Source organism: Mesorhizobium sp. BR1-1-6 (genome assembly GCF_020165355.1).
Lineage (GTDB): Bacteria > Pseudomonadota > Alphaproteobacteria > Rhizobiales > Rhizobiaceae > Mesorhizobium.
In genome coordinates this window covers 46,997-71,070 of record NZ_JAIUHZ010000014.1, presented here as the reverse complement: position 1 = coordinate 71,070, position 24,074 = coordinate 46,997, and the positions used below count along the sequence as shown (strand labels likewise).

23 protein-coding genes are annotated in these 24,074 nt (G+C 63.0%); 11 read left to right on the top strand and 12 right to left on the bottom strand.

What is annotated here, in order from left to right; genetic code table 11:
* Positions 1-98: 98 nt before the first annotated feature.
* Positions 99-1,499 carry an argininosuccinate lyase gene (gene argH / locus LB545_RS22555; protein WP_140500799.1) on the bottom strand — a complete coding sequence of 467 codons (1,401 nt, stop codon included), beginning with the start codon at positions 1,497-1,499 and terminating at the stop codon, positions 99-101.
* Between the two features lie 36 nt (positions 1,500-1,535).
* Here argH and tlpA point away from each other — a divergent pair, with 36 nt between their 5' ends.
* The gene (tlpA, locus tag LB545_RS22550; protein WP_224705872.1) at positions 1,536-2,216 is read left to right on the top strand and encodes a thiol:disulfide interchange protein TlpA; all 681 of its coding nucleotides are present in this window, start codon (positions 1,536-1,538) and stop codon (positions 2,214-2,216) included.
* Between the two features lie 191 nt (positions 2,217-2,407).
* Here tlpA and LB545_RS22545 read toward each other — a convergent pair whose 3' ends face one another.
* Positions 2,408-3,166, bottom strand: coding sequence for a Crp/Fnr family transcriptional regulator (locus tag LB545_RS22545; protein WP_140500801.1), 759 nt, complete (start codon positions 3,164-3,166; stop codon positions 2,408-2,410).
* Between the two features lie 261 nt (positions 3,167-3,427).
* On the opposite strand from LB545_RS22545, the gene LB545_RS22540 reads away from it, so the two are divergent.
* From LB545_RS22540 to LB545_RS22510, 7 genes are all read left to right on the top strand, one after another.
* A complete protein-coding gene (locus LB545_RS22540; RefSeq protein ID WP_140500802.1) occupies positions 3,428-3,751 on the top strand; it encodes a circadian clock KaiB family protein in 324 nt (107 codons plus the stop codon).
* Complete coding sequence (kaiC, locus tag LB545_RS22535) at positions 3,735-5,228, top strand: circadian clock protein KaiC (protein ID WP_140500803.1); 1,494 nt, start codon at positions 3,735-3,737, stop codon at positions 5,226-5,228. The genes LB545_RS22540 and kaiC overlap by 17 nt, the downstream gene beginning before the upstream one ends.
* Positions 5,225-6,349 carry a two-component system sensor histidine kinase NtrB gene (locus LB545_RS22530; RefSeq protein ID WP_140565896.1) on the top strand — a complete coding sequence of 375 codons (1,125 nt, stop codon included), beginning with the start codon at positions 5,225-5,227 and terminating at the stop codon, positions 6,347-6,349. The genes kaiC and LB545_RS22530 overlap by 4 nt, the downstream gene beginning before the upstream one ends.
* 393 nt (positions 6,350-6,742) lie before the next feature.
* Positions 6,743-8,047 (top strand): sn-glycerol-3-phosphate ABC transporter substrate-binding protein UgpB, encoded by a 1,305-nt coding sequence (ugpB, locus tag LB545_RS22525; protein ID WP_140500805.1) that lies wholly within the window; start codon positions 6,743-6,745, stop codon positions 8,045-8,047.
* Between the two features lie 239 nt (positions 8,048-8,286).
* Complete coding sequence (gene ugpA / locus LB545_RS22520) at positions 8,287-9,171, top strand: sn-glycerol-3-phosphate ABC transporter permease UgpA (protein WP_140513871.1); 885 nt, start codon at positions 8,287-8,289, stop codon at positions 9,169-9,171.
* 8 nt (positions 9,172-9,179) lie between these two features.
* Positions 9,180-10,028 (top strand): sn-glycerol-3-phosphate ABC transporter permease UgpE, encoded by an 849-nt coding sequence (ugpE, locus tag LB545_RS22515; RefSeq protein ID WP_140500807.1) that lies wholly within the window; start codon positions 9,180-9,182, stop codon positions 10,026-10,028.
* Between the two features lie 7 nt (positions 10,029-10,035).
* A complete protein-coding gene (locus LB545_RS22510) occupies positions 10,036-11,085 on the top strand; it encodes a sn-glycerol-3-phosphate import ATP-binding protein UgpC (protein ID WP_140500808.1) in 1,050 nt (349 codons plus the stop codon).
* A gap of 45 nt (positions 11,086-11,130) precedes the next feature.
* Here LB545_RS22510 and LB545_RS22505 read toward each other — a convergent pair whose 3' ends face one another.
* The 3 genes from LB545_RS22505 to LB545_RS22495 form a co-directional block, all read right to left on the bottom strand.
* Positions 11,131-12,213 (bottom strand): ABC transporter ATP-binding protein, encoded by a 1,083-nt coding sequence (locus LB545_RS22505; RefSeq protein ID WP_224705871.1) that lies wholly within the window; start codon positions 12,211-12,213, stop codon positions 11,131-11,133.
* Positions 12,210-13,790: an ABC transporter permease gene (locus tag LB545_RS22500; RefSeq protein WP_181165391.1), complete on the bottom strand. Its 1,581-nt coding sequence runs from the start codon at positions 13,788-13,790 to the stop codon at positions 12,210-12,212. The genes LB545_RS22505 and LB545_RS22500 overlap by 4 nt, the downstream gene beginning before the upstream one ends.
* Positions 13,791-13,958: 168 nt before the next feature.
* Positions 13,959-14,966 carry an iron ABC transporter substrate-binding protein gene (locus LB545_RS22495; RefSeq protein ID WP_140513868.1) on the bottom strand — a complete coding sequence of 336 codons (1,008 nt, stop codon included), beginning with the start codon at positions 14,964-14,966 and terminating at the stop codon, positions 13,959-13,961.
* Between the two features lie 297 nt (positions 14,967-15,263).
* On the opposite strand from LB545_RS22495, the gene LB545_RS22490 reads away from it, so the two are divergent.
* The 3 genes from LB545_RS22490 to LB545_RS22480 all read left to right on the top strand — a co-directional run bounded on the left by LB545_RS22490 (position 15,264) and on the right by LB545_RS22480 (position 18,589).
* On the top strand, positions 15,264-15,815 hold the full coding sequence (locus LB545_RS22490; protein ID WP_140500812.1) for a sigma-70 family RNA polymerase sigma factor: 552 nt from the start codon (positions 15,264-15,266) through the stop codon (positions 15,813-15,815).
* A 1-nt stretch (position 15,816) separates the two neighbouring features.
* The gene (locus LB545_RS22485) at positions 15,817-16,455 is read left to right on the top strand and encodes an NrsF family protein (RefSeq protein ID WP_140525439.1); all 639 of its coding nucleotides are present in this window, start codon (positions 15,817-15,819) and stop codon (positions 16,453-16,455) included.
* 238 nt (positions 16,456-16,693) lie between these two features.
* Positions 16,694-18,589 (top strand): PAS domain S-box protein, encoded by a 1,896-nt coding sequence (locus tag LB545_RS22480; protein ID WP_224705868.1) that lies wholly within the window; start codon positions 16,694-16,696, stop codon positions 18,587-18,589.
* A 33-nt stretch (positions 18,590-18,622) separates the two neighbouring features.
* Here LB545_RS22480 and LB545_RS22475 read toward each other — a convergent pair whose 3' ends face one another.
* The 7 genes from LB545_RS22475 to LB545_RS22445 form a co-directional block, all read right to left on the bottom strand.
* Positions 18,623-19,501: a 3-hydroxybutyryl-CoA dehydrogenase gene (locus LB545_RS22475; protein ID WP_140500869.1), complete on the bottom strand. Its 879-nt coding sequence runs from the start codon at positions 19,499-19,501 to the stop codon at positions 18,623-18,625.
* 119 nt (positions 19,502-19,620) lie between these two features.
* Positions 19,621-20,550, bottom strand: coding sequence for an electron transfer flavoprotein subunit alpha/FixB family protein (locus tag LB545_RS22470; RefSeq protein ID WP_224705867.1), 930 nt, complete (start codon positions 20,548-20,550; stop codon positions 19,621-19,623).
* Positions 20,551-20,569: 19 nt separating this feature from the next.
* A complete protein-coding gene (locus LB545_RS22465) occupies positions 20,570-21,319 on the bottom strand; it encodes an electron transfer flavoprotein subunit beta/FixA family protein (protein WP_140525441.1) in 750 nt (249 codons plus the stop codon).
* Between the two features lie 190 nt (positions 21,320-21,509).
* Entirely contained in the window at positions 21,510-22,310 is an 801-nt protein-coding gene (locus LB545_RS22460; RefSeq protein WP_140500872.1) for a rhomboid family intramembrane serine protease, read from the bottom strand.
* Between the two features lie 31 nt (positions 22,311-22,341).
* Positions 22,342-22,923 carry a cob(I)yrinic acid a,c-diamide adenosyltransferase gene (locus tag LB545_RS22455; protein ID WP_140500873.1) on the bottom strand — a complete coding sequence of 194 codons (582 nt, stop codon included), beginning with the start codon at positions 22,921-22,923 and terminating at the stop codon, positions 22,342-22,344.
* 25 nt (positions 22,924-22,948) lie between these two features.
* Entirely contained in the window at positions 22,949-23,140 is a 192-nt protein-coding gene (locus LB545_RS22450; RefSeq protein ID WP_140500874.1) for a twin transmembrane helix small protein, read from the bottom strand.
* A gap of 25 nt (positions 23,141-23,165) precedes the next feature.
* Positions 23,166-24,032 carry an SDR family oxidoreductase gene (locus tag LB545_RS22445; protein ID WP_224619250.1) on the bottom strand — a complete coding sequence of 289 codons (867 nt, stop codon included), beginning with the start codon at positions 24,030-24,032 and terminating at the stop codon, positions 23,166-23,168.
* Between the last annotated feature and the right edge of the window lie 42 nt (positions 24,033-24,074).

Genomic DNA, 24,074 nt, shown 5'->3' with positions numbered 1-24,074 from the left:
CGAGTTCTCGGCGCATTGCACCCCGGATATTGCCGTTGCAATATCCTGGATATTGGCGGTTGCAATATCCGGGATATGGCTGGCCGCAATGTCCGGCATCACGCCTTGGCCAGCCGCTTTTTCCAGTAGCGGATCTGCTTCCTGACTTCCGACGGTGCGGTGCCGCCGAAGGAGGTGCGGCTCTTCACCGAGTTCTGCACGGCCAGCACCGAAAAGATGTCCTTCGTGATGCCGGGGTGGATCGACTGCAAGTCTTCCAGCGCAAGCTTCTCCAGGCTCAGCTTCTTCTCTTCGGCCAGCGCCACCGCCCGTCCCGTGACATGATGCGCTTCCCGGAACGGCAGGCCGAGCGTGCGCACCAGCCAGTCGGCAAGGTCGGTCGCGGTTGCGTGGCCGGAGCCGGCAGCCTTCTTCATCGCCGCCGCGTTCACCGTCATATCGGAGACCATGCCGGTCATCGCCGCCAGCATCAGGTCGAGCGTCTCGGCGGCATCGAACACCGATTCCTTGTCTTCCTGCATGTCCTTGCCATAGGTCAAAGGCATGCCCTTCATCACCGTCAGCAGGCCGACCAGATGGCCGGTGACGCGCCCGGTCTTGCCGCGCACCAGTTCGGCGGCGTCGGGGTTCTTCTTCTGCGGCATGATCGAGGAGCCGGTGGAGAAGCTGTCCGACAGCCTGATGAAGCCGAATTGCGGCGTTGACCAGATGATGATTTCTTCCGCCAGCCGCGACAGATGCGTGGCGCATATGGCCGCCAGTCCCAGGAATTCCAGCGCGAAATCGCGGTCCGAGACGCTGTCCAGCGAATTGCGCATCGGCTCGCGGAAGCCGAGCGCCGTGGCGGTCCGGTGGCGGTCGATCGGAAAGCTGGTGCCGGCAAGGGCGGCCGCACCCAGCGGGCTTTCGTCCATGCGTTCGATGGCGTCGCGCACCCGCGACAGGTCGCGCGAAAACATCTCGACATAGGCCATGCAGTGGTGGCCGAATGTCACCGGCTGCGCCGCCTGCATATGGGTGAAGCCCGGCATCACCGTCGCGGCATGCTGCTCGGCCCGCTCCAGCAACGCACCGACCAGGCCCTTCAAGGCCTCGGCGACGCGAAAGCACTCGTCCTTGACCCAGAGCCGGAGGTCCACTGCAACCTGGTCGTTGCGAGAGCGGGCCGTGTGCAGCCGGCCGGCGGCCGGACCGACCAGCTCGGCGAGGCGGGCCTCGACGTTCATGTGGATGTCTTCCAGCCTTGTCGAGAATTCAAACGTGCCCGCCTCGATCTCTTTCAGGATCGTGTTCAGGCCGTGAGCGATTTTCTCTTGATCGGCCGCCGAAATAATGCCCGTTTGCGCCAGCATCGCGCTATGGGCGATCGAACCTCTGATGTCCTGCGCATAGAGTTTGCGGTCGAACGAGATCGACGCGTTGATTGCTTCCATGATCGCGGCCGGACCCGAGGCAAATCGTCCGCCCCACATCTGGTTGCTGGTCTTCTTGTCGCTCATGGCTATAAAACCCGTGCTCGGAGCAGTTTTGAGAACATGGCAGACGGAAACAGATTTTTCCCGGCCCCGCGCCTGATCCTCGCCGCCCTGGTGGCGGGAGCGCTGGCCGGCGCGGTCGCGGTATATGTCAGCGAGAGCCGGTCTGGCAACAACGCCGCGTCGCAAGTCGCCGTCGGCGACAGCAAGGACGATGTCGCCTGCGCCGCCAAGAGCGAACGCGCCAAGAAGATCGCCGCAGCCGCCACCGGCGAGGTCGCGGCGCTCTTGCCAGCCGATCCGCCGCAATCGATGAAGAGCCTCGCCTTCAACGGCCCGGACGGCAAGCCGATGACCATCGCCGACCATGCCGGCAAGACGGTGCTGCTCAATCTGTGGGCGACATGGTGCGCGCCATGCCGCGCCGAAATGCCGGCGCTGGACGCCTTGCAGAAGGAGAAAGGCAGCGATGCGTTCCAGGTCGTCGCCGTCAATGTCGATGCCGGCGACGACGTGAAGCCGAAGAAGTTCCTCAAGGACACCGGCGTCGAGGCGCTCGGCTATTACAGGGATTCGACGATGGCGCTGTTCAACGAGCTCAAGACGCGCGGCCTGGCGCTCGGCCTGCCCGTCACCATGCTGATCGACGGCGAAGGCTGCCTGATCGCCCATATGAACGGCCCGGCCGAGTGGTCGGGGCCGGACGCCAAGCGGCTTGTCGAGGCCGCGCTCGGGTCTTGAAGAGGCTGGGACAAGGCTGGGCGCAAGCGCGGCTTGACCACGCAACGGTTCCGCCCAGCCCATCCGCGGCGGCCTGAGCCGACCCGGTCAATTCGTCGAATGCCTGGATCGGCGCCGGCTTGCCGAGATAGTAGTCCAAGCCTCGGCGTCCAGGGACTCACCTTAAGGACATATATGGCGAGCCGTTTGTGCTATCGGCCAGACGAGGCGTTGGTCGGCAGGGGATAGACGCCCTTCAATACTTCGTCGAAGTGATGACTGACCGCCGCATTGCACTCGCAAGCAAGCCACCGCAGGCCGTCGACCTTGCGAACGACGATCCGGGCACGATGGGTCTCAATGAGACCGTGTTCTTTCAGATCGCGTATGACGCGGCTCAAATAGCTCCGGCCGACTCCGAGCATTACGGCGAGCTGTTCTTGTGTCAGCGCCAGATCGGGAGTGCCCGTCCGATCAATGGCGGCCAGCAGCCATTTCGCTGTCCGTTGCTCGATCGAATGCGCGGCATTGCAGGCGACGGACTGGAACATCTGCGCCATCAGGCAGTCCGCGTACCGCGCGAACAGATTCCGTAGCGTCGACGACCTGGACTTCGCCTCTTCAAGGTTAAGCAGGTCGATGCGGAAGAACGAACCTCCCAATTGTACTTCAGCGCGAGCGTAAGCTGGGAGCCTGCCTTGGCTGACAACTCCGCCAATTGCCCCTTCTCGTCCGACCAGAGCCGTCTCGATCGCACGCCCGTCGCTCAGCACGACGAGATAGGAAATCAGGCTGGGACCTCTCGGGAAGTATGCATGGCGAACCGTGTCGCCAGGTTCATAAAGCAGTGTTCCGGTGGGGGCCGACCACTCATCCAGCCAAGGCTCGAGGATTGCCCAATCTGCCGCGGTGAGTGCCCGCAGAAGATTGTTGCCGATCATGCCGGAGTCTATGTGGGCGCGGGCTTCCATTTACACTCCTCCGAACGATCGCTTGCGGCCCATATCCCAATAACCGGAGAAATGTCCACTAGTGCGCAGACGCGCAAAGCGCGAATGTCTAAGAAGTGACAGGGGTGCTGATCCAGGCCCCATCGAGCGCGAGCTGTGGCGCGTCGGCTCCAGGCGAAATGCTAGAAGATCGCCCAAGGCGGACAACAAAGCCCTGCGGTTGAATTGCTGGCGTGTCGCGTAGAGCACGTCGATACTGAACCCGTGCAACCAGCGTGAGATATGAACCCGGAACAACCGCCCGCTTCAGGGGCCCATCCCCTTCTCCGGCTCTACATCGCCGGAGACACGCCCGGTGCTCGTCGGGCACTGGAAAGCCGCCTGAAGATAATCGAGGAGATGAGCGCATCCATTGAAATCCAGATCTTCGATATCCTGGAACATCCTCATGAGGCGGAGCGAGCAGGGATACTAGCAACGCCGACGCTCTCCGACGAATCCGCCGATCCCCCGCGCCGTCTGGTGGGCGACATCAGCAATATCGCTCAGGTTCTGGACTATTTCGGTTTTCGCAAGAAGGATGATATTCATGACCGCGACGGATGAGATCTCTATCGACCCGGTTCTTGAACGCGTCAATACAGGGATCGAGGCTTTTGACGACTTGGTGATGGGTGGCTTGCCGCGCGGACGCACCACCATCGTGGGCGGCACGCCCGGTAGCGGCAAGACCGTATTCGCCACGCAGTTCCTGGCGCATGGCATCACCGGTCTCAATGAGGCCGGTGTCTTCGTCACTTTCGAGGAGTCGCCAACCGAGATCGAGGTAAACATGGCGAGCTTCGGCTGGGACATCCGCGGCTGGCGAGCGGCGGACAAGCTTGTTTTCGTCGATGCGAGCCCGCGCGATCAGGACCAGGTGGTTGTGGGCGATTTCGACCTCGCCGGTCTTCTGACCCGCATTCTGCACGCGAGCCGAAGCGCCGGGGCAAAGCGCATCGTGCTCGATTCGGTTACCCAACTTTTCGATCATTTCGTAGCCGAGCAGACGGCAGTGCGCCGCGAACTTCTACGTATTGCGACCGCGCTGAAGAAAGAAGGGCTGACGGTCCTTATGACCGCGGAACGCAACAGTGAATATGGTGAAATCTCCCGTCACCGAATAGAGGAGTTCGTCGCAGACAATGTCGTGATCCTTCGCAATGCCCTTGATCGCGAGCGCCGTCGGCGGACCATAGAAGTCCTGAAAATGCGCGGCAGCCGTCACGTTGAGGGCGAAGTGCCCATAACGCTGGTCGCCGAACAGGGCATCGTAGCTGTGCCTCTGTCATCGTTGCGCCTGGAGCAGCAATCAAGCACGAAACGGGTCACCAGTGGTAATTCCGAACTCGACAAAATGTGCAGCGGCGGGTTCTTTCGCGACAGCGTAACCCTTGTCAGTGGAGCCACAGGCACCGGAAAGACTCTACTTGTCACCAACTTTCTAGCGGGCGGAGTGGCTGCGGGCGAACGCGCCTTGCTCGTCGGCTATGAGGAGAGCCGCGGCCAGCTTTTCCGCAACGCGCGTAGCTGGGGCGTCGATTTCGAAGCGATGGAGGCGGATGGTCGCCTGAAGGTAGTCTGCCTTTATCCGGAAGCGCAGAGTTTGCCGGATCACCTTCTGATGATCCGCGAACTGGTGGCGGAGTTCAAACCCGATCGCATGGCAATCGACAGCTTGTCGGCATTGGAGCGCATCGCGCCAGAAACCGGGTTTCGTGAGTTCTTGATCAGCGTCACCTCCTTCATAAAGAAGCGCGAAATTGCCGGCCTTTGCACCGCTACCAACAAATCGCTTGTCGGAGGCCAGAGCGCTAGCGAGCAGCATATTTCCACACTCACCGATTCGATCATTCTGTTGCGCTACATTCAGCAGGAAGAATTCATGCATCGCGGCATGATGGTGCTGAAAATGCGCGGCAGCGAACACGACAAACAGATACGGCGCTTCACCATCGACAGTGGCGGTATGCATCTTGGAAAGCCCTTTGACAGCGCGCCTGATGTGTTCGGCGACTCCGCCGTGGACAACACGTCGACATGAAGAGCGCCTTGAATACGGCGCAAAACGCCGCCGAAATGCTGGAATCGCCCGGAGATACATCTCCGGCTGGCATCAGCCAGCTCAGCTTTCGCCAGTTGATCGAAAATACCGCCGACGGGATGCTGGTGGTCGATTTGGACGGAACAGTGCTCTATGCCAATCCTGCGGCAGCCGTAATTTTTGGACAGCCGCTTGACGAACTCCTCCACGTTCCGCTCGGCCGTCCGGTCGTCTCCGGAGAGATCGCCGAGATCACCGTTCACCGTTCCGGCCGCAAGCCGGCAGAAGTGGAAATGCGTACGGTCGAGGTTACCTGGGACAGCAGGCCCGCATTGCTTGCCAGCCTGCGCGATGTCTCGGCCCAGCGATCAAGAGAAGAAAACGCACGCCAGTCACAAAAGCTCGAAGCCATTGGACGCCTCGCAGCTGGCATTGTCCATGACTTCAACAACCTACTCGCCGTTTTCGGGTCTGGCCTTCGGCTTCTGGAGAAACAGATCGCTAAATATCCTGCGGATGAGAAAGTCACTCTGCTGGTCGAGGAGATGTTCAGGCGGATCGAAAATGGAGGAGCGCTAACACAGCAACTGCTTGCCTTTTCGCGACGCCAATCCCTGGCCCCGGAACAGATTGATCTCAATGAACGTATCAAGGGGCTGACGACGCTGCTGGAACGGACGTTGGGGAGCGGTATCCGGGTGCAATGCAATCTGGATCCAGCCTTGGACCCTATCCTTATCGATGCCAACCAGCTCGACATCGCCGTTCTTAACCTTGCGGTGAACGCCAGAGATGCAATGAAAGGCAGTGGCACCCTCACGATTGAGACCAGCAATTTTCCAAATGATCTGGAGGATTTGCGTTCAGCGGCGGCTTCATTTGTTCGCGTGACTGTACGCGATACCGGCTGTGGAATGAGCAAGGACACCCTGGCGCGCGTTTTCGAGCCGTTCTTCACAACAAAATCGGAAGGGCAGGGTACGGGACTCGGGCTAAGCCAAGTTTACGGCTTCATCAAGCAATCCGGTGGGCATGTCCGAATCGATAGCGAAATCGGTCAGGGAACAAGCCTGCATCTCTACTTGCCGCGCGCTTCTGGAACCCAGCGGCAGCAGAACTGAGCGGCGGCAGACCCATTCCCGGCCAGCAGACTGATTGGCCGATGTCAAATCCGTCAGGCTGAGCGCGGGACGGGAATTTCCACGCATCGACCGAGCAAACCGACGCCTTTTTCAGCGTTGTCATGTCAGCGTTGTCATGTGCTGTTAGACGCCGTTCGTCGGTGAGGTCGCTGACCGTCTCGAGACAGGTCCCTGGTACATCAATTCAAGCAGCAAGCCGCTATGCAATCCTTTTCCGGGTCACTTTCATCCGGAAGTGAACGCTACTTTAGCCGGACATGAAGTGCGCCTGCCCGCAACAAAACCGTTGTCCGCTGCGCGCGAACGACACATAGTGCCATTGCGGGAGTGCCCCTTTCGCCAATGACAAGCAATGAGAACGGGAGACGAAACATGAAGTTCTTTGGCTTCGCGGCCGGTGTCGCCGTGACCCTGCTTTCCACAACCTCCGCCTTCGCCGTCACGCAGATCAGCTGGTGGCACGCCATGACCGGCGCCAACGCAGAGGTCGTCGACAAGATTTCCAAGGATTTCAACGCCAGCCAGGGCGACTACCAGATTGTTCCGGTTTTCAAGGGCACCTATCCCGAAACGCTGAATGCCGGCATCGCCGCCTATCGCGCCGGCCAGTCGCCTGACATCATCCAGGTGTTCGATGTCGGCACCGGCGTGATGATGGCGGCCCGGGACGCGATCAAGCCAGTGGCCGAGGTGCTGACCGGCGCCGGGATGAACTTTGACAAGAGCCAGTATCTGCCAGGCATCGTCGGTTATTATTCGACGCCGGACGGCACCATGCTGTCCTTCCCCTACAACTCCTCCTCGCCGATCCTCTACTACAACAAGGACATCTTCCAGAAGGCGGGGCTCGATGTGAACAACCCACCCAAGACCTGGAACGAGGTGTGGGAGGATGCCAAAAAGATCAAGGCGAGCGGCGCCGCCGCTTGCGGCTACACCTCGACCTGGCTGACCTGGATACACCTGGAAAACTTCGCGGCGTGGAACGATGTGCCGTGGGCCACGCAGCAGAATGGCCTGGCCGGCGGTGATGTCGAACTCAAGATCAACTCGCCGATCTTCGTCAAACATTTCCAGGCGCTCGCCGATCTGGCCAAGGACGGCACCTTCAAATATGGCGGGCGCACCTCCGAAGCCAAGCAGATATTCCTCGCCGGCGAATGCGGCATCTTCACCGAATCCTCGGGCGGCCTAGGCGACATCGTCAAGTCGGGCATGAACTACGGCATTGGCCAGTTGCCCTATGACAGCGACGCCAAGGGCGCGCCGCAGAACACGACGCCGGGCGGTGCCAGCCTTTGGGTCTTCGGCGGCAAGTCCGACGAGGAGTACAAAGGCGTCGCGGCTTTCTTCGCCTATCTGTCCAAGACCGATGTGCAGGAATATCTGCACCAGAAATCGGGATACCTGCCGGTGACGCTCGCCGCCTATGAGGCGACGAAAAAGTCCGGCTTCTACGACAAGAATCCCGGTCGCGAGACGCCGATCCTGCAGATGACGGGCAAGGCGCCGACCGACAATTCGAAGGGCGTGCGGTTGCCGAACTTGCCGCAGGTGCGCGACATCCAGAACGAGGAGTTCGAAAAGATGCTTGCCGGCCAGGAAACCGCCCAGCAGGCGCTCGACAATGCGGTCACGCGTGGCAACGCGGCGATCAAGGAAGCGCTGGGGAATTAGGGCGCGTCCGAACCTATCGAGTTATAGTCCTTGCTCTACGAGGCCCCCCTCTGCCCTGCCGGGCATCTCCCCCTGAAGGGGGGAGACTGGCTGTCGCGACCGTTTTCGGCGATTGTCAAAGCTGGAGAATGGCAGCTGCCGCAGGAACTGCCAATCTTCCTCCAAGAGGGGGAGATGCCCGGCAGGGCAGCGGTGAGCGCCGTAGAGTGCCGCTCGGCTTTCCACGCCGGAGCGGCGCATTGACCCCGCGCGTCGTCTTTCCCAACAAAGTCTTGCCATACCTCCTGGTGGCGCCGCAACTTGCCATCACGCTGGTGTTCTTCTACTGGCCGGCCGGGCAGGCGCTCTACCAGTCGATGCTGAGGCAGGACCCGTTCGGGCTGAGGAGCAGGTTCGTCTGGTTTGCCAATTTCCGCAAGGTGCTTGCCGACCCGGCCTATCTCAACTCGATCAAGGTCACAGTGGTGTTTTCGCTCGCGACCGTGATCGTTGCCATGGGCGTGGCGCTGCTCCTTGCCGTGATGGCGGAAAAGGTGGTGCGCGGCAAAGGCCTCTACCGCACGCTGATGATCTGGCCCTACGCGGTGGCGCCGGCGATTGCAGGCATGCTGTGGCTGTTCCTGTTCAATCCATCGATCGGCTCGCTGTCTTATCTGCTGAGACGTTTGGGCGTCGCCTGGGATCCGCTGCTCAACGGCACCGACGCCATGATCCTTCTGGTGGCGGCGGCCGCCTGGAAGCAGATCAGCTACAATTTCCTGTTCTTCGTCGCCGGGCTGCAGGCGGTGCCGAAAACGCTGATCGAGGCGGCGGCGATCGACGGCGCCGGCGAAACCAAGCGCTTCTGGACCATCGTCTTCCCGCTTTTGGCGCCGACGACGTTTTTCCTTTTGGTCGTCAATACCGTCTATGCGCTGTTCGACACGTTCGGCATCGTCCACGCCGTCACCGGCGGTGGGCCGGGCAAGGCCACCGAGACACTGGTCTACAAGGTCTACAATGACGGCTTCGTCAATCTGATCCTCGGCGATTCGGCGGCGCAGTCGGTCATCCTGATGGTCATCGTCATCGCGCTCACCGCCATCCAGTTCCGCTACGTGGAACGGAAGGTTCATTACGGCTGAGGAGCGCGATGATCGGTCAATCCCCGTTTCGCATTTTCCTTGCACATGCCGTGCTCATCCTCGGCATACTGATCGTGGCCTTTCCGATCTACTACACTTTCGTTGCCTCGACGCAGACGCTGCAAACCATCCTTAGGCCGCCACTGCCTTTCCGGCCGGGCAGCGAGTTCTGGAACAATTACGGCGAGGCGCTGTTCGGCGGCGTCGGCCGCATCGGCGGGCTCGGCGTCGGCAGGCTGCTCCTCAACTCCACGATCATGGCGCTCGGCGTCGCGGTCGGAAAGATATTCATCTCGATCCTGTCGGCCTATGCGATCGTCTTCTTCCGTTTTCCGCTGCGCATGACTTTCTTCTGGCTGATCTTCATCACCCTGATGCTTCCCGTCGAGGTGCGCATCCTGCCGACCTACAAGGTAATGGTCGACCTCGGTATGATCGACACTTATGCCGGACTGATCATCCCGCTGATCGCCTCGGCCACCGCAACGTTGTTGTTCCGCCAGTTCTTCATGACCATCCCGGGCGAGTTGGTCGAGGCGGCGCGCGTCGACGGCGCCGGTCCATGGCGGTTCTTTTTCGATATCCTGTTGCCATTGTCGCGCACCAATATCGCGGCGCTGTTCGTCATTCTTTTCATCTACGGCTGGACGCAGTATCTGTGGCCGCTGCTGGTCACCAACAGCAACGATATGAACACCATCGTCATCGCACTGAAGAAGATGGTCTCCTTCGCCGATGCCGACACCCAATGGCATTTGGTCATGGTCACGGCGATCCTGGCAATCTTGCCGCCAATCCTGGTTGTGGTGCTGATGCAGCGCTGGTTCGTGCGCGGACTGGTCGACACCGAAAAGTGAGAAGCCGATGGCGACGGTCGATCTGAGGGACGTGAAGAAAGTATATGCCGGCGGCGTCGAAGCCGTGAAGGGCGTCTCCATTGCCATTCCCGACAAGGAACTCTGTGTGCTGGTCGGGCCGTCCGGCTGCGGCAAGTCCACGCTTTTGAGGATGATCGCCGGGCTGGAGACCATTTCTTCCGGCACGGTCGCTATCGACGGCAAGATCGTCAACACGATCGGCCCGACCGAGCGCGACATCGCCATGGTGTTCCAAAACTATGCGCTCTATCCGCATATGAAAGTCTACGACAACATGGCTTACGGGCTACGCAATCGCGGTACGCCCAAGGACGAGATCGACAGCAGGGTTCGTTCGACCGCCAAGGTGCTGGAGCTTTCAGCGCTGCTTGACCGGCGCCCGCGCGAGCTTTCAGGCGGTCAACGCCAGCGCGTCGCCATGGGCCGCGCCATCGTGCGCAATCCGAAAGTCTTCCTGTTCGACGAGCCACTCTCCAATCTCGATGCCAAGCTGCGCGGCCAGATGCGGGTCGAAATCAAGAACTTGCAGCGCTCGCTCGGTGTCACCTCGGTCTACGTCACCCATGACCAGTTGGAAGCGATGACGTTGGCCGACATCCTTGTCGTCATGAATGGCGGATTGGTCGAGCAGGCGGGCGCGCCACTCGACATTTACGAAAAGCCGGCCTCGACGTTCGTCGCCTCTTTCATCGGCGCACCGCCGATGAATCTTCTGTCCCTTTCGGGTCCGGCGCTGACCGGCAGCAAGACGAGCGACTTTGCGCCTGCGAATGCCGTCACGCTTGGCTTCCGCCCCGAGGATGCCGATGTCACTTTCGCGGCCGAGGCACCGTCCGGCGCGCTCGTGCTGCCGACAATGGTGGAGGCGGTCGAGCCGGTGGGAGCGGACAGCTTTCTTCACTGTGCGGCAGGAGGCGACCGCATCGTCGTGCGTGTGGCCGCGCGCGCAACAGCCAAGCCCGGCGACCAGTTGCGCGTCGTGGCCAAGGCCGAGAAACTTCACTGGTTCGATCAGGCTGCAAAGAGGGTCGACTGACGCCAATCTTGCATGCTGATCAGCGAGCCGCGAACCGTCGGCCGGTCAGGCGAATACATGCGCCTGTCCCGACACGGTGAGCCGGACGATCTCACCGACCGCCGGCGCGTCCATGCCGGACTTGCGCAGGATCAGCGGCGTACTGCCGATGGCGGCGGCGTCCGGCGGGTCGGGGCTGTTGAGCAACCGCACCGCGACCGTGCAGGTCGAGCCGGCGAATTCGGATTCCGTTACCTCGCCAAAAAGCATGTCCGGCGTGCCCGACATGCCCTCGCGCGATGTCCGCTTCAGTCCGATCTGCTCCGGCCGCAACATGATACGGGCGACATCGCGGCTGTCCGATGTATCGACGGCGATGCGGCCAAGCGGCGACGTGGCGAAACCGCCCGCTATCTTCGCCGGCAGGATGATGGCGTCGCCAAGGAACTCGGCAATCATCCTGTCCTTCGGCTTGAGATAAAGTTCGCGCGGCGTGCCGATCTGCGAGAACCGGCCCTCGCGCATCACCGCGACCTGGCTGGCGAAGGACAGCGCCTCGGCCTGATCGTGCGTCACCAGGATGGTGGTGATGCCGGCGGCTTCGAGCAGTTCCGCCACGGCCTTGCGCATGGAGGCGCGCAGGCCGGTGTCGAGCGCCGAGAACGGTTCGTCGAGCAGCATCAGCCGCGGCTTCATCGCCATGGCGCGGGCGAGCGCCACGCGTTGCTGCTGACCGCCGGAGAGTTCGTGCGGGCGGCGCTTCAGGATCGCCTTGTCCAGCCCTACTATATAGGCCAGTTCGACGATGCGTTCGGAGCGTTTGTCCAGCCTGCGGTCCATCCCGAAACCGATATTGTCGCCAATCGTCAGGTGCGGAAACAGGGCGCCGTCCTGTGCAACCAGGCCGATACCGCGGCGGTGCGCCGGAACGGCGCCGCCGCTGTCGGCCAGCATCTTTCCGTCAAGCACAATGCTGCCCTGGTCGGGCGCCTCGAAACCGGCGATCAGCCGCAGCAAGGTGGTCTTGCCGCAGCCGGACGGCCCGACGATGGCCGTGCGGCTGCCGCTGGCGACGTCGAGATCGATGCCGGCAAGCGCCGCGACCGGGCCGTAATGCTTGTGCAAGCCCCTGAGTTCGAGAAAGCTCATCGTCCTGCCATCCGTTTTGACTGGACATAGAGCAGCCAGGTCAGGGGCAGCGACATCGCCACCATGATGAAGGCGTAAGGTGCTGCCGAAGCGTAGTCGATCTCGCCGCTGTAGGACCAGAATGCCATCGCGAGCGTGCGGGTGCCGTTCGGCGCCAGCATCTGGGTCGCGGTCAGCTCGTTCATGATGCCGAGCGCCACCAGCGCCATGCCGGCGGCGGCACCCGGCGCCGACAGGCGGATCGTCGTCGACCACAATGCATGGAGCGGCGACCGCCCGAGGCTGGACGCGGCGCGCTCGAGCTCGACCGGCGCCTGCGCGATCGACGCCCGCAGGCTGATCAGGGCGCGGGGCAGGAACATCAAGGCATAGGCAACCAGGATGGTGAACAGGGTCTGATAGAGCGGCAGGGCGATGCGCACGGTGATGGTGACCAGCGCCAGTGCGATCACGACCCCGGGCAGCGATCCGACGATGTAGTTGCAGCCCTCCAGCAAGCGCTGCAGAGGCCCCGGCGCGCGGATCGAGATCCAGGCCATCGGCATGGCGGCGACGGTGGCGAGCAGCGCGCCGGCGAGCGCCAGGAACAACGTCTGGCCGAGCGCCAGGCCGATCTCGTCGAGCCGCCAGACCTCGGCGCCGCCGGCGGCAAGCCAGCGTCCGATGGTGACGAACGGTACGCCGAGCGCCAGAAGCGTGGTGGCGGCAAGCAGCAGCAGGCAAGGCACGGTCGCCCGGCCGAGCGGCGCGCGCTGTTGGTGGCGCGCGGCGCCCGAACCGACGCGGGCATAGCGCTCTTCCCCGCGCACCAGCACCTCCAGCCCGAGCAGCACGAAGCAGCAGCTCACCAGCACGCCGGCCAGCATATTCGCGGCCGGCCCGTTGAAGGTCGATTGGAACTGGTCGACGATCGCCGTAGTGAAGGTGTCGAAGCGGATGAAGACGTAAAGGCCGTATTCGGCCAACAGGTGCAGGCCGACCAGCAATGCGCCGCCACAGATGGCAAGCCTGAGCTGCGGCAGCACGACGCGCCAGAACACACGCCAGGGACCAAGGCCGAGTGCGGCCGCGGCGTCTTCGAGCGCCGGATCGAGCCGGCGCAGGGCCGCCGATACCGGCAGATAAAGGAACGGGAAATACGCTATGACAGAGACAAGCACGCCGGCCCACAAGCCATGCAGCCCGGGCACCATGGTGATCCAGGCATAGCTGTGCACGAAGGCGGGAATGGCGAGTGGCGCCACGCATAGCCAGGCCCACAGCCGGGCGCCGGGCAGGTCGCTGCGTTCGGTCAGCCAGGCCAGCGCCACCGACAGGATGATGGCGATCGGCACGGCGAGCGCGACAAGCAGGACGGTGTTGGCCAGAAGCTCGCCGACACGCGGCCGGAAAACCAGCGCCGAGACGGTTTCCCAACCGGTCTGCACGGCGACCCAGACGATGAAGGCAAGCGGCAGCAGGGCCAGCAGCGAAACGAAGATAGCGGCGGCAACGATCCATGACGCAGCGCGCCGGCGCGCCCTGCGGCGCGTCCTCGGCGGCAGGCCCGGGCTTGCAATGTCGGCCGCGAACTGCATCGGCTCAGACTTCGCGCCCTTGCCGCCCGGCGGCGGCAATCGAAAGACCACGATCATGGTCGGGAATACAGCGTGTCGTCATCGACGAATGCCATCTCGAAAAAACAAAACGCTCCCGCGGAATTCCCGCGGGAGCACGGCCGGTGTCCTTATTAGGACGAACGGCAACTAAAGCAAGCCGGCCGCCGTCATCAGGTCGGTGGCTTTCTTGGAGTTCAGCGTCGCGGCATCGATCTTCGGCGCCTGCAGGTCGGCCAGCGGCACCAGCTTCGGATTGGACTCTGCGCCCTTGCCGACCGCGTATTCGAAGGACGTTCCGTTCTTCAGCACGTCCTGGCCGCCCTTGCCGGTCACCCACTTCAGGAAAGCCTGGGCTTCCTTGGGATGCTTGCTCGAAGCCAGCACGCCACCGCCGGAGGTCGAGACGAAGGCGCCCGGATCCTGGTTCTTGAAATAATGCAGCGCTACGTTCTTGCTGTTTTCGCCGGTCTTGGCCTGATCGCCGAAGTAGTAGTAGTGATAGATCACGCCGCCTTCGATCTCGCCGGCGTTGACCGCCTTCATCACGGTGCTGTTGCCCTTATAGGCGGTGAAATTCTGCTTCATCGCCTTCAGCCAGTCCGCTGTCGCGGCTTCGCCCTTGAGCTGCAGCAGCGCGCTGACGATAGCCTGGAAATCGGCGCCCGACGGCGAGGCGGCCCAGCGGCCTTTCCAGCTCGGATCGGCAAGGTCGAGCAGCGACTTGGGCAACTGGTCGGCCTTGAGCTTGGTGGTATTGTAGGCAAAGACGGTGCTGCGGGCGGCAACGCCGACCCATTTGCCGCTCGCTGCCTGATAATCCTGCGGAACCTGCGCCAGTGTGTCGGCGTCGACCGGCGCGAACAGGCCGGCATTCTCGACCAGCACCATGGCCGGCGAATTCTCGGTCAGGAACACGTCGGCGGGCGAGGCGGTGCCCTCCGCGACGATCTGGTTGGAGAAATCGCTGTCGCCGCCATTGCGCAGCGTGACCTTGATGCCGGTTTCCTTGGTGAAGCCGTCGGCCCATTCCTTGGCGAGGCTCTCGTGCTGGGCATTGTAGACGATGATGCCTGTATCCTCAGCCATCGCCTGGCCAGCCATCAGGCTGACCGCCACCACCGCGGCGCCGGCAAGGGTGGAAAGAGCGTATTTCATGGGCGTCGTCCTCGATCTCGTTGAACTGGCACGCAGCACCTATCGATACATGACAGGTGTAGTCAACATTTTTGGCCTGCTTCAATCGGCCGCTGGCGGCATAGGCCCATGCCAGGCGGACAATTCCGCGTGATGGCCGCGCGCGACCGACGGTCCAGGACACAGTCGCCGTCGACGAGCCCAAGTTCGCGTTCGCCCGCAATCTTTCGTGACTTGCCGGTAGTTTGCCTTGGACATTATTTCGCCGGCCACGTAACAAATCAGCGCCGAGGCGCGAAGATCGGGGAGTGAACTCTTGTGAGCGGCAAGGACGAGGCCGAGCTTTCCCGGCTGATGCGAGCCGCGATCGCGGGAGATGAAAGGGCCTATGCCGACTTTCTGCACCGGACGGCCGCTCTGGTTCGCGGTTTTGCCAGGCGCAAGATCGTCAAAGGCGGGGTCGATCCCGAGGATGTCGTGCAGGAAACCTTGCTGGCCATTCATGTGAAACGGCACACCTGGCGCCAGGACGCACCTGTGCTGCCCTGGGTCTATGCCATCGCGCGCTTCAAGTTGATCGACGCGTTCCGGCGGCGCGGACGGCGCATCGAGATCGATGTCGACGATATCGCCGAAACCTTCGCCGAGCCGGAAACGGAAACCGTCAGCGAACGCGACATCAGCCGGGCGCTCGACGGCCTGCCGCCGGCACAGCGCTCCGTGGTGTCGTCCGTGTCGGTGGAGGGGCGCTCGATCGGCGACACGGCAGCCAAGTTCGGCATCAGCGAAACAGCGGTGCGGGTTTCTTTGCATCGCGGACTTGCAGCCATTGCCAAGCGGTTCGGGCAGGGGCGGTTTGGGCGGGAATGACATGAGGACCGAGGATCTCATCAAGGCGCTTGATGCCGACGCCCGCAGCAAGGCGATGCCGCTGCGCTCGGCCTGGTGGCTGGCTGCCGGTGTGGCCGCCGTGATCGCGGGCGCGGTTTTCATGATGACGATCGGTCCGCGCCCCGACTTCATGGCTGCCGCACATACGATGCGCTTTCTTTCGAAGTTCCTGTTCACCATCGTGCTCGCCGCCAGCGCCTTCGCCTTCGTCAGGACATTGTCGACACCGGGAGCATCGACAGGCAAGGCGGCGGCCTGGATGGCGGCTGCGCCCGTGCTCGTGGCAGTGGCCGTGGTGCTGGAGCTTTACGCCGTGCCCGAGGCCGACTGGGGCAGGCGTCTCGTCGGTTCCAACATGATGGTCTGCATGGGGCTCATCCCGCTGATCGGCATCGGCCCGCTTGCCATCTTCCTGTGGATGCTGCGCTATGGCGCGCCGACACGGCCGGTGCTGGCCGGCACGGCCGCGGGCCTGCTCGCCGGCGGGCTGGCGGCAACCTTCTATGCCGCGCATTGCTTTGATGATTCGCCGCTTTTCGTCGCCACCTGGTATACGATCGCGATCGCCGCGCTGGCGCTGCTCGGCGCGCTCGGCGGCCGGTTTTTCGTGCGCTGGTAGCGCGACGCCCGCTGCTGCATCCCGCGCATACCGATCCTTAATCATGCCGGCAAATGTTTGCCGGCCGGCGGCATCGCCGATACCCGACGCAACCTTTCCTTAAAATCGATCCGTCAGGATTTTCACGGGAAATGCGATTGCCCACGGGGTGGTACAAATCGTGGCAATGCGAAGGATCATCGGGCCGGCGCCGCACAGACATGCGGGGTTGGCTCTGCTCGTGGGCGGGACAGCGGCGATGACGGCATCGATCCTGCTGTCGCGGCTGGATCCCGGCGCCGAGACGCTCGAATTATGTGTGCAGGCGTCGGTCGGTGTGGCAGCCGGCGCACTTCTCCTGGCCTGCATGTTCGCGCGCGTCATCCGCAAGGACCGCCGCCAGATCGCCGAGAGCGAGCAGCGCTTCCGCCGTGCCATGGAGGATTCCTCCATCGGCGTCGCCATCGTCGGCCTCGACGGGCGCATTCTCGAGGCCAACCCGGCTTTCGCTGCCATGCTCGACTACCGCCGCGACGAGATCGAGGCGTTGACCTTCTTCCAGCTCACGCATGCCGACGATCTGGAGATCGGGCGGGAGACGATGGAAGACCTGAAGGCCGGCAAGATCGATTCCTTTCATTTCGAGAAGCGCTATCTCAAGAAGGACGGCACGCCCGTCTGGGCCAGGCTGGCCGGCTCCGTCATTCGCGACGGGAATAGCGGCCGGCCGCTGTATCTCGTCTCGCAGATAGAGGACATCGATGCGCGCAAGCAGGCCGAGGCGCGGATCGCCGAGGCCGAAACGCGCTGGAACTTTGCATTGGCCGGCGCCGGCCAGGGCGTCTGGGACTTCGACAAGCGCAGGGGCGGCACTAACTATTCCTCGACCTGGGTCAAGATGCTGGGTTACGCCGACGGGGAACTCGACGGTGACCCCGATCACTGGCTGGCGATGATACATCCCGACGACCGCGAAGCAGTGGCCGAGGCGGACCGCGCCCATCTCGAAGGCCGCACGCCGTTCTTCGAGGCCGAATTCAGGATGCGCCACAAGGATGGCCGCTGGCTCTGGTTCCTCGACCGCGGCAAGGCGATCGAGCGCGACGAAGAGGGGCGGCTGATCAGGGCGATAGGCAGCCTGACCGACATCACCCGGCGCAAGCAGGCGGAGGAGCGCCTCGCCGTGTCGGCGGCCATGCTGGCGGACGAAAAGGAGCGCCTCAAAGTGACGCTCCAGTCGATCGGCGATGCCGTCATCTGCACCGATGCCGCCAACCGCGTCACCTTCATGAATCCTGTCGCCGAAAAGCTGACCGGTGTCTCCTGCAATGATGCCCTCGGCAAGACGCTCGGCCATGTCTATTGGGCGGTCGACGAGGAGACCGGCCACAGGATCGGCGTGGCGCGGCCTGCGATCGGCGGCCAGGGAGCCGATGACCAGAACAGCCGCGCCGTCCTCATCCGGCGCGACGAGACGCGCTGCAGCATCCGGCAGGTCGTGTCGCCGATCATGAACGAACGCAACGAATTCTGCGGACTGGTCATCGTCTTCCAGGACTTCACCGATGCGCGCGCGCTGCAGCGCCAGCTTGCCCACGCCGCCGCGCATGATGCGCTGACCGGCCTTGCCAACCGCGCGAGTTTCATCCGCGCCATGGAAGAACTGGTCGATCAGGCCCGCAAGGAGGGGATCGGACATCAGTTCATGTTCATCGACCTCGATCATTTCAAACTGGTCAACGACACAGGTGGCCACGCGGCGGGAGACGCATTGCTCAAGTGCGTTGCCGAGGCCGTGCGTGGCGTGCTTGGTCCGCAGGACATGGTCGCGCGTCTGGGCGGCGACGAATTCGCGGTCATTCTGAAGTCGGGCTCGGCCGCCGGGGCCAGGATCGCGGCGCGATCCATCATCGATGCGATACAAGGCCTCGATTTCACCTGGGAAGGCCGTCCCCATTCGATCGGCGCCAGCATCGGACTGGCTCCTATCGACGCCGATTGCGGCGCTGTCGACGAGATCATCGCCAGGGCAGACGCCGGCTGCTACGTGGCCAAGGCTGCGGGTCGCGGATGCGTGTCCATGGCGCCCGAGAATGACGCCACGGACGACAGGATCGAAATCGAGACACCCAAGCCCCTGGCCGCAGCGTCGTAGCCCCGCGATAGGGCCGCGATCAACCCTGGCGGGTCAGCGTGTTGGAACCGGATGCTCGCCGCGATAATCGTAGAAGCCGCGGCCGGTCTTGCGGCCGAGCCAGCCGGCCTCGACATATTTGACCAGCAACGGGCAGGGGCGGTACTTCGAATCCGACAGGCCGTCATGCAGCACCTGCATGATCGACAGGCAGGTGTCCAGGCCGATGAAATCGGCCAGCTGCAGCGGCCCCATCGGATGGTTGGCGCCGAGCCGCATGGCGGTGTCGATGGCATCGACCGTGCCGACGCCCTCATAGAGCGTGTAGATCGCCTCGTTGATCATCGGCAAAAGGATGCGGTTGACGATGAAGGCCGGAAAATCCTCCGAGACCGTGATCGTCTTGTCGAGCTGCTTCACATAGGTCTTTGCCGCCTCGAAGGTCTGGTCCTCGGTGGCGATGCCGCGCACCAGTTCGACCAGCTTCATCAGGGGAACCGGGTTCATGAAATGGATGCCGATGAAGCGCTCGGGGCGGTCGGTCTGCGCGGCTAGCCGCGTGATCGAGATCGACGAGGTATTGGTCGCCAGTATGGCCTCGGGATTGAGCTGCGGACAAAGCTGGGCGTAGATCTTGCGCTTGACCGTCTCGTCCTCGGTCGCTGCCTCGATGACCAGGTCGGCACCGGCGAGATCGGCCATGGATGGCGCCGCCGCGATGCGCGCCATCGCCTGGTTGCGGAGCTTCTCGTCGAGCTTGCCGGACCCCACCTGGCGGGCCATGTTGCCGCTGACAGTGGCGATGCCCTTCTCGATACGGTCGGGCGATATATCGTAGATCAGCACCTTGTAGCCCGAAAGTGCGGAGACATGGGCGATGCCGCCGCCCATCTGGCCCGCGCCGATGATGCCGATCGTTTCGATCTTGCTCATTACACCGATCCCGTCGAAAAAGGCCTTTGCGGCCTGCTTTTTGTGCGGTGCAAACTAAAAGGGTGGGGCGACTTCGTCTACCCCACCCCTCACAATTTAATACGCTTTGCGGCAGGGCGTCAAAGCGCCTTCTGCAACTCCGGCAGGACAACGAACAGATCGCCGACGAGGCCATAGTCGGCAACCTGGAAGATCGGCGCTTCCTCGTCCTTGTTGATGGCGACGATGACCTTCGAATCCTTCATGCCGGCGAGGTGCTGGATGGCGCCGGAGATGCCGACGGCGATGTAGAGGTCGGGGGCGACGACCTTGCCGGTCTGGCCGACCTGCCAGTCATTCGGCGCATAACCGGCATCGACGGCGGCGCGGGATGCGCCGACGGCAGCGCCGAGCTTGTCGGCGACCGGCAGGATGACCTCCTGGAACTTCTCCGAGGAGCCGAGCGCGCGGCCGCCCGAGATGATGATCTTGGCCGAGGTCAGTTCCGGACGATCAGTCTCCGATAGCTTGTTCTCGACGAAGGAGGAGAGGCCAGGATTGGCCGCAGCGCTGACGGTTTCGACAGCGGCCGAACCGCCCTCGGGCGCCGCCTGGAAGGAGGCGGTGCGCACGGTAATGACCTTCGTGGCATCGGTCGACTGTACCGTCTGGATGGCGTTGCCGGCATAGATCGGCCGCTTGAAGGTGTCCGGCGAGACCACTTCGATGATCTCGGAGACCTGCGCCACGTCGAGCAAAGCGGCTACGCGCGGCGCGACGTTCTTGCCCGACGAGGTTGCCGGCGCGACGATGGTGTCATAGGAGCCGGCCAGCGACACGACGAGCGCCCCGGTCGGCTCGGCGAGACGCTCGGCAAGCTCGTCGGCTTCGGCCAGCAGCACCTTGCTCACGCCCTTCAGCTTGGCGGCGGCATCAGCTGCGCCCTTGGCGTTCTTGCCGGCCACCAGCACATGCACGTCCGAGCCGATCTGCAGCGCGGCCGACAGCGCCTTGGCGGTCTGGTCGGAAAGGGTTGCGTTGTCGTGTTCGGCGATGAGGAGAATGGTCATTTATCTGTTCCTTCCGATCTCAGAGCACGCCGGCTTCGTTCTTCAGCTTGTCGATGAGCTCGGCGACGCTCTTGACCTTGACGCCCGCCTTGCGGCCGCCCGGCTCTTCGGTCTTGATGACCTTCAGCCGCGGCTTGACGTCAGCGCCGTAGTCGGCCGGGCTCTTCTCGTCGAGCGGCTTCTTCTTGGCCTTCATGATGTTGGGCAGCGATGCATAGCGCGGCTGGTTGAGGCGAAGGTCGGCAGTGACGATCGCCGGCATCTTCAGCTCAACCGTCTGCAGGCCGCCGTCGACCTCGCGCGTCACCCTGGCCTTGTCGCCCTCCAGCACCACCTTGGAAGCAAACGTGCCCTGCGCCCAGCCGAGAAGGGCTGCGAGCATCTGGCCGGTCTGGTTGGAATCATCGTCGATCGCCTGCTTGCCGAGGATGACAAGGCCGGGCTGCTCGGCCTCGACCACGCCCTTCAGCACCTTGGCGACGCCCAGTGGCTCTGTCTGCTCGTCGGTCTTGACCAGGATGGCGCGGTCGGCGCCCATGGCGAGCGCGGTGCGAAGCGTCTCCTGCGCCTGCTGCGGGCCGATCGACACGACGATGATCTCTTCGGCCTTGCCGGCTTCCTTGAGCCGGATCGCCTCTTCCACCGCGATCTCGTCGAATGGGTTCATCGCCATCTTGACGTTGGCCAATTCCACCGCCGAACCGTCAGCCTTGACGCGAACCTTCACATTCGCATCCACAACCCGCTTCACGGGCACAAGGATCTTCATTTTCCTGTCACCTCTCTTGAGATAGTTGGGGCGCGCTATACCAGCGTGAACCCTGTCAGAGTTGTCGAAAGCCGACATTCCGGATGGAAATTCTGCTCTTCAACCGCCAAAGGCGGGCGGAAACGCTTCCGTAGTTGCGGCGAACCCGCACGTCAATATGCCACGGCGTCGGGCAATTCACTCAATCGGTTCAGTCGGGGCCGGGGGCACTTCCCCGACCCCAGCGTGGCACGGGCTGCGCGGCAATCGGCTCGTTTACGGCCGGATCTACGGCGATGGCGGGCTGGTCGGCGGGTGCGGCCTCTTCGTCCGCGCCCGCAAAAAGCGGCACGCCGCGGCTGCGCAGCACGAGCACCAGCACGGCGCCGGCGATGATGCCGCCTATGTGGCAGGCCCAGGAAATCTGGTCCTCGCCACCGGCGGCGAACATGACGATCTGGAACAGCACCCACAGGAGGAGCGGGATGAAGGCCGGGATGCGCAGCGGAATGCGGGCAAAGGCCAGCACCCAGACCTTCACCCTGGGATAGAGGATCAGGTAGGCGACGACCACGCCGGCGATGGCGCCGGAGGCGCCGATCAGCGGCACCTGCGAGTCCCACGCGATGAGGCCCTGGAAGGCGGCTCCGGCGATGGCGCACAGGAGGTAGAAGATGAGATAGCGGATATGGCCGAGCGCGTCCTCGACATTGTCGCCGAACACCCACAGGAACAGCATGTTGCCGCCAAGGTGGAAAATGTCGGCATGCAGGAATGAGTAAGTGAGATAGCTCAGGCTTTCGGGAATGACGATAAAGCGCGGGTCGAGCTCTGCCGTGTCATGCACCACGGAGGGGATGAAGCCGAGGCCGAGCACGGCGGCGTTGGTGAAATTCTCGCCCCCGAGCGCGGTGGCGCAATAGACCAGCGCGTTGGCCAGGATCAGGGCGATCGTCACATATTGCAGCCTGATGTGCCGCAGCCTGTTGGTGTCGTAGAGCGGGATGAACATAGGTGCCTGGCCTCTCCCGCCTTGGCATAGTTCAGCGGTTCTTGCCAGGAACCCATAACACGTCGGCATTTCCATTGTCATTGACCGCCCTGGCGGCGACGAACAGGAAATCGGAGACGCGGTTGATGTATTTCAGCCCGTCGCGGTTGACGTGCTCACCAGGATGCTGTGCGAGCGCCACCATCAGCCGCTCGGCCCGCCGCGCCACCGTGCGGGCGAGATGGAGCGCAGCGGCGGCCGGCGTGCCGCCGTTCAGCACGAAGGATTTGAGCGGCTGGAGGTCGTTGTTGAGGAGATCGATGTCGTGTTCGACGCGCTCGGTCTGCGCGGCAATGATGCGCAGCGGTTCGTAGCCGAGCGGCTTGCCGTCGTCGGGCACAGCCAGATCGGCGCCGAGGTCGAAGAGATCGTTCTGGATGCGGGCAAGCATGGCGTCAATCGCCGGGTGGCTTGGGGCGGTGTGAACACGAGCCATGCCAATGCAGGCGTTGGCTTCGTCGACAGTGCCGTAGGCGTCCACCCTGAGATCGGACTTCAGCCGCCGCTCACCCGTGCCGAGCCCGGTGGTGCCGTTGTCGCCGGTGCGGGTGTAGATCTTGTTGAGCTTGACCACGTCGCCTCCCGAACGGCCGGTGTCCTCATTTGCGGGTGAAATACACGGCCAGCAGGATCAGCGCCAGCGCCACGGCCTGCAGCACGACGCGCGTCTGCATCAGCTTGTTGGAGGTCATGCCGGAACCGCCGCGCATCATGTTGATCAGGCCCCGGACCAGCACGATCACCACGGCGACCATGACCAGGATGGCAAGGATGTTGAAGACGGATGCCATTTTGCGTTTCCAGTCCTTTTCTTGTTCAGGCGCGTTTGGCGAGCAGGCGGTAAAGCATCGATGCCGGCAGGATTCGTTTGAGCGTGGCGCCGACCTTGGCCGGCACTGTTACCACATAGTGCGGGCGCGGGCGCCGCGACAGAAGTGCATGGCGAAGCGCCTTGTGGACCACTTCCGGCCCGGGCTTCAGCGCCGATTGGCTGCCGCCGGTGCGCATCCGTTCCAACTGCGCCTCATAGTCCGCGCGGTGCACGGAATTCTCATGGTCGATATTCTTGAGAAACCAGGCGAGGCCATTGCTGGCGATCTTCGATTTCACCGGCCCCGGCTCGATCAGCGAGACATGCACGCCGCTGCCGGCCAGTTCCTGGCGCTGACAGAGCATCAGCGCCTCCAAAGCGTGTTTGGATGCCGAATAGGCGCCGCGAAAACGTACCGGCACCAGGCCAAGGATCGACGAGCAATGAACGATCCGGCCACGGCCCTGGCGGCGCATCACCGGCACGAGCCGGCGGGTCAGGTCGTGCCAGCCGAAGAAATTGGCCTCGAACTGCTCGCGCAAGGCGGCCACCGGCAGATCCTCGACCGCGCCCGCTTGTGCATAGGCGCCATTGTTGAACAGAGCATCGATTCTGCCGCCGGTCCGCTCCAGCACTGATGCCGCAAGCGCTTCGATGGAGGCAGGTTCGCGATAGTCCAGATAGAACGCCTCGATGCCCTCCTTTTCCAGGGCCGCGATGTCTTCGGGCTTGCGCGCCGTGGCGAACACCCGCCAGCCTTCCGCCTTGAGCGCCCGCGCGCAATAAGCGCCTATGCCGGACGACGCGCCGGTGACGATGATGACGCGCAACGCGCGTGCCGACGGATTCGTCTTATGACCAAGGGTTGCCATTTGCCGCATTCCCTTCCCATATTCGCGGCGTCGAGACAATCG

Coding starts and splice junctions, on each gene's coding strand:
- argH (WP_140500799.1), bottom strand. CDS start 1,499: ATGAGCGACAAGAAGACCAGCAACCAGATGTGGGGCGGACGATTTGCC.
- tlpA (WP_224705872.1), top strand. CDS start 1,536: ATGGCAGACGGAAACAGATTTTTCCCGGCCCCGCGCCTGATCCTCGCC.
- LB545_RS22545 (WP_140500801.1), bottom strand. CDS start 3,166: ATGGAAGCCCGCGCCCACATAGACTCCGGCATGATCGGCAACAATCTT.
- LB545_RS22540 (WP_140500802.1), top strand. CDS start 3,428: ATGAACCCGGAACAACCGCCCGCTTCAGGGGCCCATCCCCTTCTCCGG.
- kaiC (WP_140500803.1), top strand. CDS start 3,735: ATGACCGCGACGGATGAGATCTCTATCGACCCGGTTCTTGAACGCGTC.
- LB545_RS22530 (WP_140565896.1), top strand. CDS start 5,225: ATGAAGAGCGCCTTGAATACGGCGCAAAACGCCGCCGAAATGCTGGAA.
- ugpB (WP_140500805.1), top strand. CDS start 6,743: ATGAAGTTCTTTGGCTTCGCGGCCGGTGTCGCCGTGACCCTGCTTTCC.
- ugpE (WP_140500807.1), top strand. CDS start 9,180: ATGATCGGTCAATCCCCGTTTCGCATTTTCCTTGCACATGCCGTGCTC.
- LB545_RS22510 (WP_140500808.1), top strand. CDS start 10,036: ATGGCGACGGTCGATCTGAGGGACGTGAAGAAAGTATATGCCGGCGGC.
- LB545_RS22505 (WP_224705871.1), bottom strand. CDS start 12,213: ATGAGCTTTCTCGAACTCAGGGGCTTGCACAAGCATTACGGCCCGGTC.
- LB545_RS22500 (WP_181165391.1), bottom strand. CDS start 13,790: ATGCAGTTCGCGGCCGACATTGCAAGCCCGGGCCTGCCGCCGAGGACG.
- LB545_RS22495 (WP_140513868.1), bottom strand. CDS start 14,966: ATGAAATACGCTCTTTCCACCCTTGCCGGCGCCGCGGTGGTGGCGGTC.
- LB545_RS22485 (WP_140525439.1), top strand. CDS start 15,817: ATGAGGACCGAGGATCTCATCAAGGCGCTTGATGCCGACGCCCGCAGC.
- LB545_RS22480 (WP_224705868.1), top strand. CDS start 16,694: ATGACGGCATCGATCCTGCTGTCGCGGCTGGATCCCGGCGCCGAGACG.
- LB545_RS22475 (WP_140500869.1), bottom strand. CDS start 19,501: ATGAGCAAGATCGAAACGATCGGCATCATCGGCGCGGGCCAGATGGGC.
- LB545_RS22470 (WP_224705867.1), bottom strand. CDS start 20,550: ATGACCATTCTCCTCATCGCCGAACACGACAACGCAACCCTTTCCGAC.
- LB545_RS22465 (WP_140525441.1), bottom strand. CDS start 21,319: ATGAAGATCCTTGTGCCCGTGAAGCGGGTTGTGGATGCGAATGTGAAG.
- LB545_RS22460 (WP_140500872.1), bottom strand. CDS start 22,310: ATGTTCATCCCGCTCTACGACACCAACAGGCTGCGGCACATCAGGCTG.
- LB545_RS22450 (WP_140500874.1), bottom strand. CDS start 23,140: ATGGCATCCGTCTTCAACATCCTTGCCATCCTGGTCATGGTCGCCGTG.
- LB545_RS22445 (WP_224619250.1), bottom strand. CDS start 24,032: ATGGCAACCCTTGGTCATAAGACGAATCCGTCGGCACGCGCGTTGCGC.